This is a genomic window from Cupriavidus sp. 22TCCZM04-2 (assembly GCF_057798895.1).
Genome location: NZ_JBYOJS010000029.1, coordinates 1 through 12167, shown reverse-complemented (window position 1 = coordinate 12167; position 12167 = coordinate 1). Strand labels below are relative to the sequence as shown.

Below are 12167 nucleotides of genomic sequence, written 5' to 3'. Positions count from 1 at the left end.
GGTGGTGGCTTCAGAGCGCCCCGGTAAGTACTTGCTTCTGGCTGGACAGGCGTGCGCCCATGGCGGCGCCAAGTGCCTGCAGGCCGCTCAGCGGGCGGATCATGACTTCGAACTCGGCGATCTTGCCGGCGGCGTCGAAGCGGATCATGTCGATGCCCTTCAACTGCTTGCCGTCCACGTCGGCGCTGAACTCGAGCACCACGCTGTGTCCGTCGTCACCGACGAAGCTACGGTGATAGCGAAAGTCCTGGAAGACCTGGTTCACGGTCGTCAGCACCAGCACGATGGCGGCGCGGCCCGGGTACGGCGTGTGGGCCACCGGCGAGCGGAACACCACGTCGTCGGCCATGATGTCTCCGAGCCGTTCGAAGGCATGCGTGGCAAGGATCTCGTGCCAAGCGGCAAGCGTGGAACGGGCATTCGGAATCAGCGCAGCGGCATTCATGGATGGTGGTCTCCTCGTTCTTCGTGGTCAAAGCTATCGTGCAATTTTGTACTATGCAACCAGTTGCATGAATGAGCAAAAGGTAGCATGCCGAAGACGCGCTCGCAAGCTCGGGCTGCATGACGCCCGCGCCGGGCGCCCGTCCAGTGACGCCTTGTCTACAATATGCGCATTGCCGTTACCATTTGCCGGAGAGTCAGTGACCACTCAGCGCAGCCAGCCCAGCGCGGACGGACCGCAGGCAGCCCTGTTCGATGCCGACCTGGCGAGCTGGCGCAGCCATCCCGAGCGCGCCTTCGATGGCTGGCTCGCGCGCAACGGCTTCCGTCACGGCACCAGCGTGGTCTATCGCGCCATGTGGGGAAAACTTCTGCGCTGGTCGGCAGAACGCGGGCTGGCGCCGCTATCGTGGTCGGCCGGCCAGATCGGTGAATTCCTGGATGAACAGGATCTCCACAAGTCACATCGCTATCGATATACCCGGCTGATCGAGCGGATCTATAACCATCTCTCCCATCTTGACGAAGGCCTGCACAACCCGGCCAGCCAGGCGGTGCGCGCGCATCTGGCCGAGGGCGAGAATGATCCGACCGCCTTCCTGCTGCCCGGCGAGCGCGACCTGCTGATCGCGCGCGTGCTCGGGCCGGCCGGCGAGAGCGCAGCGGATGGGGCCGACGCTTCGCCCACGGCATGGAAGCGCGCGCGCGACGCCGCGATGGTGGCGGTGCTGCTGGGCGCAGGGTTGAAGGTGGGGGAATTGCGCGGATTGCGGACCCGGGCCATCGACAGCGGCCATGCTGGACGCGTGGTGCTGCGCATGGCCAAGCCCGAGAGCGGCCGAACCTACGACGCGCCGCTGTTTGCCTTTGCCCACCGGCCGCTGAGCGCATGGCTTTCGCTGCGCGAGGCGTCGGGCACGCTGGGCGAACTGGTGTTCCCGGCCATGCCGAGCGGGCGGCCCATGCATGCCGCCTCCGTGTATCGACGCGTGGAGCTGCTGCTCGACCAGGCCGGCGTGCTGTCGGCGCGCAGCGAACGGGCATCGCCGCAGACGCTGCGCAATACCTGCGGCGCCATGCATTTCGAGGCCGGCGCATCGCCGGCCACGGTGTCGCAATGGCTCGGCATGCGCGATTTCGAGTCGGGCTGGAGGCTGCGTGCCGCCCATGAGGCATGGATTGCCCGGGCTGGCTTGCCTCCGGGCGGCGGCTCGGACGACTGAACCCGGACTGCCGGGACGCCTGCCTTTGTGCCGGTGGGCGATAATAGCCGGTGTTCCGGCGTAAGCGTCGCCTCTCGTACCGGCCCGCGGCTGCATGCCATGGCCGATGTTCGCCCATCCTTTTTCGACGAGTTACCGAATTCCAATGTCCCAGACTTTGCTTCTTACCGGTGCCACTGGCTATATCGCTTCACATACCTGGGTGGCATTGCTCAATGCCGGCTATCAGGTGATCGGCCTCGATAATCTGTGCAATAGCAGCCGGGTGGTGGTGGACCGGATCGCAACCATTACCGGACAGACCCCGAATTTTGTCGAAGGCGATGTGCGCGACCGCGCCTTGCTGGATCGCCTGTTCGCCGAGCATCGCATTGCCGGAGCTATCCATTTCGCGGCGCTCAAGGCGGTCGGTGAATCCGTCAGCCAGCCGCTCGAGTATTACAGCAACAATCTGGACGGCCTGGTGACCCTGTGTGCCGCCATGCGTGACGCGGGCGTAAAGCAACTGGTGTTCAGCTCGTCGGCGACGGTGTATGGCAATCCGCATACGGTTCCGATTCTCGAGGATTTTCCGCTTTCGGCAACCAATCCATATGGACAGACCAAGCTGATGGGCGAGCAAATCCTGCGCGACCTGGAAAAATCGGATCCGACGTGGCGCATTGCCTACCTCCGGTATTTCAACCCGGTCGGGGCACATGAAAGCGGCCTGATCGGCGAAGACCCGCGCGGCATCCCGAATAACCTCATGCCCTATGTCGCCCAGGTGGCCGGCGGCCGTCGGGAAAAACTGATGGTATTCGGCGGCGACTATCCGACGCCGGATGGCACCGGCGTACGCGACTACATCCACGTCTGCGATCTTGCGGACGGACACCTGGCCGCACTGGTCTGCCTGCGTGATCGCGGACAGAGCATGACGGTCAACCTGGGCACGGGCCGCGGCTACAGCGTGCTCGAGGTAGCGGCCGCCTACGAGCGGGCCAGCGGGCGCCCGGTGCCCCACGAGATCGTGGCGCGCCGGCCGGGCGATATTGCATCTTGCTATGCCGATCCGACGCTGGCGCACCAGTTGCTGGGCTGGCAGGCGCGCCATGGCCTTGACCGCATGTGCGAGGACTCGTGGCGCTGGCAGTCCACCAATCCGAACGGCTTTGACGCCTGAGATCCTGGGCGTACCCGTTTCTGCGTGGCCGCGATGAGCGGATGGCGCGCCAAGCAAAAACGCCACGGAGATTGCCGTGGCGTTTTTATTGCGACTACTGCGACTGCATCAGCGGATCAGGAAATCGTCCACCGATTTGCCGGCTGCCAGGGCCTGGGTCAACCAACCCGGGCGCTTGCCGCGGCCCGTCCAGGTGTTGCCGGCGCTATCGCGATAACGCACCGGCACCTTGCGGTTGGCGACCTTCTTGCCGGCCGCGGCCTTCACGCCAAAACCGAGATCTTCCGCCGTCAACCCATATTGGTCGATTTTTTCGCGAATATCGGCAATCACTGCAGCCTGCTCACGTGCCTTGATTTCTTCGGCCTGCTTTTGCAGTTCGTTGATTTTCTGAACGATTTCCTGATAAGTCGCCATTTGATCCTCGTGTATCGGGTTGGTGCGGAATGTCGAAAAGCATTATATCGGGCTAACGCGTCGCTGCAAATCTTTCATGCCGATGAAACGGCAAAATTAGGAAGATTCTCTAGCGATATTGCCCTGAACTTTTGTGATCGCACCTGGTCAGCCCGCGGTTACCGGCGCTCGGTATCGAGCGGGCGAATGGCCGGTTGCCGGCTGGGGCTCCGGAACCAGTCAAATCGATCATTTGTTTTGGATCCCACTTTGCGGGCTGAGACGAAGAGCTTTGCCGATTTCCAAAAACACATAATCGATAACGACGTCGAAGAACTGGCGAAAATGCCATTTTCTTGAAGTGTCCGATGGCGCGGAACGCCTGCTCACGTGGCGTCTATCCGACATTTTTTATGCTGCACTGCAAATATCTGAGCTGGCTCAAGAACCGAATGGGCAAGCCGTTATCCGGGGCAGGGCGGATCGCCGGGTGTCGGACCGCCGTACCAGGACCAAGAGTGTGTCCTGTGAGTTGCCTACCGTCGCGTTCATCATGCCATTCGAAAACAATATTCAGATCAAGACCCTGCTCAAGGGCGCCATGGCCACGCTGTCACTGCTGTTGATCCTTCTGGGCGGCGCGGGGCTGCACGGCATCTCGCAAAGCAATGACGCGCTGAAGGAAACCTATTCGAACCAGCTGGCTTCGACGGTGGCGCTCAGCGACGCCATGCTGGCCACGACGCGCATGCGCCTGGCGCTCGACCGCAGCGTAATGCAGGGCGAGCTGGATGATCCGAAAATCAGCGTCGACCGCTCGAAGGTGTTTGTCGAGGCCGGTGACGCCGCATGGAAGCGGTATATGAGCCTGCCGCAAGACGAGCAGGAAAAGGCGCTCGCCGCCGACCTCGAACGCAAGCGCGCCGACTTTATGGCAAAGGGGATCGAACCGCTGCAGCAGGCGGCCCTGGCTGGCAACCAGGAAGAGGCAGTGCGCCTGGCCAGCAAAGTCATGCCCCAACTGCAGCGCACCATGACTACGGCGCACGAGACCCTGCAAAAATTCCAGATGACGACCGGCCAGGCCAGTTTCGAAGGTTCGCAGACGCGCTTCGCGCGCACCCGCATGCTGTCGGTCGCGCTGATCGCCGTCGGCCTAGTGCTGGCGGGCTTGTGCACGGTCACGCTGAACCGCGCCATCGTCCGCCCGGTGGAAGAAGCGCTGAAGGTGATGGAGCGGATCGCGCGCGGCGACCTGACCTCGCGCATCACCGCGGTGTCCCGCAATGAGGTCGGCCGCATGATGCAAGCGCTGGCCGCCATGCAGGACAGCCTGCACAAGATCGTGTCCGATGTACGCGTGGGCGCGGATTCCATGGCTTCGGCCACCGAGCAGATCTCCAGCGGCAACCTGGACCTGTCCCAGCGCACCGAGGAGCAGGCGTCGTCGCTCGAGCAGACCGCGGCAAGCATGGAGGAACTGACCACGGTGGTGCGCCAGAATGCCGACAATGCCCGTCAGGCCGGGGTGCTGGCCGGCGAGGCTTCGCAGATCGCCCTCAAGGGCGGCGATGTGGTGGGCCGCGTGGTCGACACCATGAACGAGATCAACGGCGCCTCGCGCAAGGTGGTCGAGATCATCAGCGTGATCGAAGGCATTGCCTTCCAGACCAACATCCTCGCGCTCAATGCCGCGGTCGAAGCGGCGCGCGCGGGGGAGCAGGGCCGCGGCTTCGCGGTGGTGGCCGGCGAGGTGCGCAGCCTGGCGCAGCGCTCGGCGTCCGCGGCCAAGGAGATCGAGGCGCTGATCAGCGAATCCGGACAGCGCGTCGAAAACGGGACGCGACTGGTGGCCGAGGCGGGCCAAACCATGGGCGAGATCGTGCAGGCCGTGCGCCGGGTCACTGACATCATGAACGAGATCGGCGCCGCCTCGCAGGAGCAGACCAGCGGCATCGAGCAGGTGAACCAGGCTGTCAACCAGATGGATCAGGTCACGCAGCAGAATGCCGCGCTGGTGGAGGAAGCGGCCGCGGCGGCCGGCTCGCTGGATGAACAGGCCCGCAAGCTGAAAAACGTGGTGTCGGTCTTCAATCTGGGCAGCGCAACCGGTACAGTCTCGCAGCCCGTCGCGCGCGTACTGCCGGCAGCCGCGGCCAGGCCAGACGCGGCGGCCGCGTTGGCAAGGCCGGCCCGGGTGGCCCCTGCCGTTGCCGTATCGCGTGGATCGGACGATGACTGGAGCGCTTTCTAGCATGGCTGTCGTCTTGCCCTGTTCACATCGCGACCGCAAACTGCCATGATTCCGGGCTTGTTCCGCATCGTCCCAACGTTCGCGCATTCTTCTCATCACAGCGCAATCGCATGATCGCCTTGAGTACCGCCCTTTTGCTGCTGGCCGCCCTGCTCGGCGTGGCCGCCGTTCTCGGCGGCCGCCAGGCACGCCCAGCGGCCGACGGCGGCGGCCCGATGCGCGCGCTGTCCTGGTCTGCCACGTTGTTGTCGCAGCTGACGGTGGGTTTGCCCTTCGTGGTGGTGGTCGGCTCCGGCGGCGTGCCGGCGGCCAACGAGACGGCGCAGATGGCGGGCGCCTTCGCCGTCGCGGCGGTGGCGACGTCGGCAGGCAAGATGCTGTTCGGCTGGCTCAAGCAAGGCGTCCGGCTCTGGCGCGGCGCGGCGATTGCCTCGGCGCTGGCTGGTGCGGGGCTGGTGGCCGTAGCCGGCACGCGGCTTGGGAGAGTCTGTGGCACGGGTTCCATGACCGCGCGCGCCTGCATCGATGCCGCGGGGTTGCCGCATCCGGCCTGGCTGGCAGGTGGGCTGACCGCGCTGTGCGTGTTGATGTTCGCGTTCCATCAGGCGCAGTCGCGCGGCTGGATGGCCGGCCCCGGGCACCATGGCGCCGGCCTTGCCGATGACCTGTCGGACGACGCCCCGAGCGCGCTGCGCGTGGCCGAGTCGCGGCAGATCCGGCGCAGCGGCCGCATACCCGGACGCCTTGTCGTCCGCCCCGGCGCACGTGGCCAGGGCACCGTGGCCGAGTACAGCGTGGCCACCGCCATGCCGGACCGCATCGCCTTCGGCCGCTGGCTGGACCAGGCTGTCGCGCAGGCGCGCCTGTCCGAAGGCAACTGTGCCGTCCTGCTGATCCACGTCGCGGACTTTCGCGAAGTCGACGAAGTCTTCGAAGTGCGTGCCGACGACATCCTGGCGCAGGACGCCGGCGCGCTCGCGCAGGCCGCGCTGGAGCCCCACGATTTCCTGGCCAGGCTGGCACGCGACGAATTCGCGGTGGGCGTGCCTGAAATGGTCCACCATGGCCGCGCCCAGGAACTGGGGTCGCGCGTCCTTGGGTCGCTGGCCGAATTCGTGGCCGCGCGCGGCCTGCAGATGCAGATCGGCGTGAACATCGGCATCGCCGTCTATCCGCGCGATGCGCAGACGTCCGAGTCCCTGATGCAGGCGGCCCGCGTGAGCCTGACCGAGGCCCGCGAAAGCGGCTCCAACCAGGTGCGCCTGTTCAACAGCGCGGCCGGCGAGCGCGCCCGCCGTACGCGCGTGATCCGGCGCGATCTCTGGACCGCGATCCAGGACGACGCGCTGTCGCTGCAGTTCCAGCCGAAGTTCGACGCGCGGCGGCGCCTGCTGGTCGGTGCCGAGGCGCTTTGCCGCTGGCGCCACCCGGCACTCGGCCAGGTCAGTCCGGCCGAGTTCATTGCGGTGGCCGAGCAGTCAAGCCAGATCGACAAGCTCGACGACTGGGTCATCTCGAGCGTGTGCCGCCATGTGCGTCAGTGGCAGGACGCCGGGCTCCCGCTGGTGCCGGTGGCCATCAACGTATCGGGGTTGCGCTTTGCCAGCCGCAATTTCCCGCAATACCTGCTCGAGCAGATTCACCAGCACGACATCCCGCCCTCGGCCATCACGCTCGAAATCACCGAGACCGCGGCCATGAAGGACATCGGCAAGTCGCTCGAAACGCTGGCCGAACTGCAATCGCTCGGCATCCAGGTGGCGCTCGACGACTTCGGCAGCGGCTATTCCAGTCTCGGCTACCTGAAGCGGCTGCGCGTGGGCACGCTGAAGATCGACCGGACGCTGATCGGCGGCCTCGATGCCGACGCGCAGGGCCAGGCCATTGTCGGCTCCATGGTGGCGCTTGCCCACGAGCTGCGCATGAAGGTGGTGGCCGAAGGCGTCGAATCGCTGTCGCAGCTCGAGATCCTCAACGCGATGGGCTGCGATGAAGTGCAGGGGTTCCTGCTGTCCCTGCCGCTGGACGCGGCGCGGTTCGCCGAAGCGCTCGAGCAAAAGGCCTCTGCCAGGGAAGTGCAGGCGGTGCGCTGAGACGCTGCGCCGCACTGGCCGTCTGTCCGGAAAGCCGCCGTTCCCCCGCCGATCCCCCGCCGTCCCCCTCAAGCCCGTGCACCGGCCTGCCGATAATCACTTCGGCAGGCTGCCGGCGCCCGGATGGCGATCCGTGCAGTCCGCGCCGGCTTGTCCGCCGCCGGCAGCGCCATGCCCCCGGTCGGATCCAGCCGCCATGCGCTTTCGGAGCACCCATGCCTCCCATGTCCGTCCCCAGCATCCTCGTCGTCGATGATTCGCCGTCCCTGCGCCGCATGATTGCCGCGTGCCTGCGGGCCGGTGGCTATGCGGTGACCGAGGCCGCCGACGGCGACCAGGCGCGCGCACTGGCCATGGAGACCGGCTTCGACATGCTGCTGACCGACCAGGTCATGCCGGGCACGGACGGATTGACGCTGATCCGCACCCTGCGCGCCACCGAGCGCTATGCGGGCATTCCCATCCTGATGCTGACCACGGAAGCCGACGAGCGTATCCGCGAACAGGCGCGCGAGGCAGGGGCTTCCGGCTTCCTGCCCAAGCCGTTCGATCCCGGTCAGCTGATGGCCGCCGTGGCCGCGTTGGCTGGCTGAATGGCCATCCCCCTCCAACGAAGGGGGTGGTTTATCGCGAGTCGCCCTTCAGGCACTCGCCGCGCTGCCGTAAATAACGGGGGACAAAGTGAAAGTCCCCGTGCCGCTGCCGCCTGCATGCTGTCGGCGGCACGAGTCACAGCAGCCAACCGGGGGGCAAGCAACCATGAAGCATATCGACAAGGTGGAAGGCGCCGGCGAGGAATTCCTGACCTTCACGCTCGGCCGCGAGGAATACGGCGTTGACATCCTGAAGGTCCAGGAGATCCGCGGCTACGAGTCCGTGACGCAGATTGCCAATGCGCCGGACTACATCAAAGGCGTGATCAACCTGCGCGGCAAGATCGTGCCGATCATCGACCTGCGCATCAAGTTCCGCCAGGAAAAGGTCAGCTACGACCAGTACACCGTCGTGATCATCGTCGACCTGAGCGACCGCACCACCGGCATCGTCGTCGATGGCGTGTCCGATGTGCTGACGCTGGCACCCGACCAGATCCGGGCCACGCCGCATTTCACCAGCGAGCTTGCCACCGACTATATCCGCGGCCTCGGCTCGGTCGACTCGCGCATGCTGATCCTGGTGAACATCGAAAAGCTCCTCAACACCGACGAGCTCGCCGCGCTCGAAGCGCTGTCCTGAGTTCGCCAAAAACCCCGGTTGTCCCGGCCGCGGGACCCAAGCCCGCCTGGCCGGGCCAGTGTCACCGGCACGTACCACGTGCCGTCGCCCCAAAACCGCTTTGAGTTGTGCCGCCGTCGTAGCCGCAGTGCCCGAAGCAAGCCGTTAATGTCATACATGCGAAACAACCAACCCGTCACGCAAAACGAGTACGCCCTTTCTCCTGACGATTACCTGATTTCGCGCACGGACCTGAAGGGCCGCATCACCTTTGCCAACCGCACGTTCATCGAAGCCAGCGGCTTCAGCGCGCAGGAACTGCTGGGCGCGGCGCACAACCTCGTGCGACATCCCGATATGCCGCCGGAAGCGTTCGCCGACCTGTGGCAGAACATCCAGGCCGGCCGTTCGTGGGTGGGCGTGGTCAAGAACCGCCGCAAGAATGGCGACTACTACTGGGTCAGCGCGACGGTGACGCCGACCCATATCGATGGCCGGCTGGCGGGCTACACCTCGGTGCGTTCGATGGCGACGCGCGAGCAGATCGAAGCCGCCAGCGCTGCCTATGCACGCTTTCGCGAGGGACGCGCGAATGGCCTGGCCATTCGGGAAGGCGCCGTGGTACGCACCGGCCTGGCCGGCCTCTTCGGTCGCGCCACGCGCCTGAACCTGCGGCGGCGCATCCTGTGGTCGCAAGCCGGCGGCCTGGTCTGGTTCCTGGCCGCGCTGCTGGCCTCCGAAGCCTTTGGCGGTGCCGCCATCGGCTCCGTGCGCCCGTGGTTGTGGGGTGGCTTTGCGCTGGCCGTGGCCACTGCCTTTATCACCGGCACGATGCTGTTGTCGCGCGTGCATCGTCCGGTGAGCCGGATGCTCGACTTTGCGCTGCGCATGGGCGCGGGCGATCTCACCACCAGCTTCGAACACCGCGCGCGCGATGAAGTGGGCGCGCTCGCCCAGGCCATGCAGACCATGCAGCGCAGCCTGTTGTCGGTCGTGCATGAGATCCAGGAAGGGATGGCCAGCATTTCGTCGGCAACGCACCAGGTGGCCGCGGGCAACAACGACCTGTCGCAGCGCACGGAACAGCAGGCCGCGTCGCTGGAAGAAACGGCATCGAGCATGGAGGAGCTGACCAGCACGGTGCGCCAGAACGCGGACAACGCGCGGCAGGCGAGCGGGCTGGCGGCGAACGCGTCGGAAACCGCGGTGCGCGGCGGCGAAGTGGTCAGTCGCGTGGTCAACACGATGGAAGAGATCAACGATGCGTCGCGCAAGATCGTCGACATCATCGGCGTGATCGAAGGCATTGCGTTCCAGACCAACATCCTGGCGCTGAATGCCGCCGTGGAAGCGGCGCGGGCCGGCGAGCAGGGCCGCGGCTTCGCGGTGGTGGCGGGCGAAGTGCGCAGCCTGGCGCAGCGCAGCGCGAACGCGGCCAAGGAGATCAAGGGGCTGATCGGCGACACCGTGGCGCGGGTGGACAACGGCACGGCGCTGGTGGGCCAGGCGGGCACGACGATGGACGAGATCGTGCAGGCGGTGAAGCGCGTGACCGACATCATGGGCGAGATCAGCGCGGCGTCGGCCGAACAGAGTTCGGGCATCGAGCAGGTGAACCAGGCCGTGGCGCAGATGGACGAGGTGACGCAGCAGAACGCGGCACTGGTGGAGCAGGCCGCGGCCGCAGCCGGTGCGCTCGAAGAGCAGGCCGAGCGCCTGCGCGACGCGGTGGCTACATTCCGCGTCAGCATGCAGGCAGAGGTGCGTCCGCAACGGCCGCGCCGCGCCGACATGGCGCAGGCGCCGTTCCTGGCGCAGACCTGAGACTGGCAGCCGGGCGTACCGGATCATTGGCTTTAAGGGGGAGTTTCTATGCATTGGTTCAATCAACTGCGGGTCACGACCAGGCTGGTTGGCGGGTTCCTGGTGGTCGCCGTGATCGGCGCTTTCATGGGGCTGCTTGGCGTCGTCAACATGGGGCGCATGGCCGACTGGACAGGCAAGATCTATAACAACGACTTACAGGCGCTGAAGGCCGTGCAGGACGCCAATATCAATCTTGTCTATGCCAGCCGCGCGCAGATCGCGCTGCTGTCGGCATCGACCATGGGCGAACGCACCACGGAGAAAGAGCAGATCGCCAAGTCGCTCGCGACCATGGAGGAGCGCATCAAGCAGGTGGCCGGCATGTTCGAGAAACCGGAGGGCCAGGCGCTGGTCAAGCAATACCAGACCCTCGCGCCGGCGTTTCGCGAACGCATGGGCAAGTACACCGAGCTGGTCAGCAAGCAGCCGCTCGATACCTCGCAGTTCGAAAGCACCGTCTTCAGCGAAAGTGCCGACCTGCTCAAGGACAGCCACGCGCTCGAAGAAGTCATGGCCAAGATGGTGAAGCGCCGCGATGACCGCGCGCGCAGCAACATGGAAGAGGCCCGCAGCGTGTACACCAGCACCCGCCTGTGGATGCTCGGCCTCGTGCTTGGCGGCCTGGCGCTGTCGGTGCTGCTCGGCGTATTCCTGGCCCGCGCACTGTCGCGCCAGCTCGGCGGCGAGCCCGGCGATGCGGTGGCCATCGCCTCGCGCATTGCCGAAGGCGATTTCTCCGCAGAGGTGAAGACACGCGCCGGTGACCGCGAGAGCCTGGTTCACGCGATGAAGCAGATGCAGCAGCAGCTCTCGGGCATGGTGCGCGACTTCAAGGAGTCGGCGGAATCCATCGCCACGGCCTCGCGCGAGATTGCCGCGGGCAACAACGACCTGTCGCAGCGCACGGAACAGCAGGCCGCGTCGCTGGAAGAAACGGCATCGAGCATGGAGGAGCTGACCAGCACGGTGCGCCAGAACGCGGACAACGCGCGGCAGGCGAGCGGGCTGGCGGCGAACGCGTCGGAAACCGCGGTGCGCGGCGGCGAAGTGGTCAGTCGCGTGGTCAACACGATGGAAGAGATCAACGATGCGTCGCGCAAGATCGTCGACATCATCGGCGTGATCGAAGGCATTGCGTTCCAGACCAACATCCTGGCGCTGAATGCCGCCGTGGAAGCGGCGCGGGCCGGCGAGCAGGGCCGCGGCTTCGCGGTGGTGGCGGGCGAAGTGCGCAGCCTGGCGCAGCGCAGCGCGAACGCGGCCAAGGAGATCAAGGGGCTGATCGGCGACACCGTGGCGCGGGTGGACAACGGCACGGCGCTGGTGGGCCAGGCGGGCACGACGATGGACGAGATCGTGCAGGCGGTGAAGCGCGTGACCGACATCATGGGCGAGATCAGCGCGGCGTCGGCCGAACAGAGTTCGGGCATCGAGCAGGTGAACCAGGCCGTGGCGCAGATGGACGAGGTGACGCAGCAGAACGCGGCACTGGTGGAGCAGGCCGCGGCCGC

10 protein-coding genes are annotated in these 12167 nt (G+C 65.9%); 8 read left to right on the top strand and 2 right to left on the bottom strand.

What is annotated here, in order from left to right; translation table 11 throughout:
• Nucleotides 1-10: 10 nt before the first annotated feature.
• The gene (locus AC3FKG_RS27830) at nt 11-445 is read right to left on the bottom strand and encodes a nuclear transport factor 2 family protein (protein ID WP_488744690.1); all 435 of its coding nucleotides are present in this window, start codon (nt 443-445) and stop codon (nt 11-13) included.
• 199 nt (nt 446-644) lie between these two features.
• Between AC3FKG_RS27830 and AC3FKG_RS27825 the strand changes: the two genes are divergently transcribed.
• Together AC3FKG_RS27825 and galE are read left to right on the top strand one after the other, a co-directional pair.
• Nucleotides 645-1667 (top strand): tyrosine-type recombinase/integrase, encoded by a 1023-nt coding sequence (locus AC3FKG_RS27825; RefSeq protein WP_488744689.1) that lies wholly within the window; start codon nt 645-647, stop codon nt 1665-1667.
• 145 nt (nt 1668-1812) lie between these two features.
• On the top strand, nt 1813-2832 hold the full coding sequence (gene galE / locus AC3FKG_RS27820; RefSeq protein WP_483712556.1) for a UDP-glucose 4-epimerase GalE: 1020 nt from the start codon (nt 1813-1815) through the stop codon (nt 2830-2832).
• 108 nt (nt 2833-2940) lie between these two features.
• On the opposite strand, the gene AC3FKG_RS27815 is transcribed toward galE, so the two are convergent.
• Nucleotides 2941-3249, bottom strand: coding sequence for an H-NS histone family protein (locus tag AC3FKG_RS27815; RefSeq protein WP_483712555.1), 309 nt, complete (start codon nt 3247-3249; stop codon nt 2941-2943).
• Nucleotides 3250-3781: 532 nt separating this feature from the next.
• Here AC3FKG_RS27815 and AC3FKG_RS27810 point away from each other — a divergent pair.
• From AC3FKG_RS27810 to AC3FKG_RS27785, 6 genes are all read left to right on the top strand, one after another.
• The gene (locus AC3FKG_RS27810) at nt 3782-5482 is read left to right on the top strand and encodes a methyl-accepting chemotaxis protein (RefSeq protein WP_488744688.1); all 1701 of its coding nucleotides are present in this window, start codon (nt 3782-3784) and stop codon (nt 5480-5482) included.
• 110 nt (nt 5483-5592) lie between these two features.
• Nucleotides 5593-7575, top strand: coding sequence for a putative bifunctional diguanylate cyclase/phosphodiesterase (locus tag AC3FKG_RS27805; RefSeq protein WP_488744687.1), 1983 nt, complete (start codon nt 5593-5595; stop codon nt 7573-7575).
• A gap of 224 nt (nt 7576-7799) precedes the next feature.
• Nucleotides 7800-8168: a response regulator gene (locus tag AC3FKG_RS27800; protein ID WP_483714408.1), complete on the top strand. Its 369-nt coding sequence runs from the start codon at nt 7800-7802 to the stop codon at nt 8166-8168.
• Nucleotides 8169-8334: 166 nt separating this feature from the next.
• Nucleotides 8335-8811 (top strand): chemotaxis protein CheW, encoded by a 477-nt coding sequence (locus tag AC3FKG_RS27795; RefSeq protein WP_483712552.1) that lies wholly within the window; start codon nt 8335-8337, stop codon nt 8809-8811.
• A gap of 156 nt (nt 8812-8967) precedes the next feature.
• Nucleotides 8968-10614 carry a methyl-accepting chemotaxis protein gene (locus AC3FKG_RS27790; RefSeq protein WP_483714407.1) on the top strand — a complete coding sequence of 549 codons (1647 nt, stop codon included), beginning with the start codon at nt 8968-8970 and terminating at the stop codon, nt 10612-10614.
• Nucleotides 10615-10662: 48 nt separating this feature from the next.
• On the top strand, nt 10663-12167 hold a 1505-nt coding region (locus tag AC3FKG_RS27785), incomplete at its 3' end, for a methyl-accepting chemotaxis protein (RefSeq protein ID WP_488744686.1).

Coding starts and splice junctions, on each gene's coding strand:
- AC3FKG_RS27800 (WP_483714408.1), top strand. CDS start 7,800: ATGTCCGTCCCCAGCATCCTCGTCGTCGATGATTCGCCGTCCCTGCGC.
- AC3FKG_RS27795 (WP_483712552.1), top strand. CDS start 8,335: ATGAAGCATATCGACAAGGTGGAAGGCGCCGGCGAGGAATTCCTGACC.
- AC3FKG_RS27810 (WP_488744688.1), top strand. CDS start 3,782: ATGCCATTCGAAAACAATATTCAGATCAAGACCCTGCTCAAGGGCGCC.
- galE (WP_483712556.1), top strand. CDS start 1,813: ATGTCCCAGACTTTGCTTCTTACCGGTGCCACTGGCTATATCGCTTCA.
- AC3FKG_RS27805 (WP_488744687.1), top strand. CDS start 5,593: ATGATCGCCTTGAGTACCGCCCTTTTGCTGCTGGCCGCCCTGCTCGGC.
- AC3FKG_RS27815 (WP_483712555.1), bottom strand. CDS start 3,249: ATGGCGACTTATCAGGAAATCGTTCAGAAAATCAACGAACTGCAAAAG.
- AC3FKG_RS27830 (WP_488744690.1), bottom strand. CDS start 445: ATGAATGCCGCTGCGCTGATTCCGAATGCCCGTTCCACGCTTGCCGCT.
- AC3FKG_RS27790 (WP_483714407.1), top strand. CDS start 8,968: ATGCGAAACAACCAACCCGTCACGCAAAACGAGTACGCCCTTTCTCCT.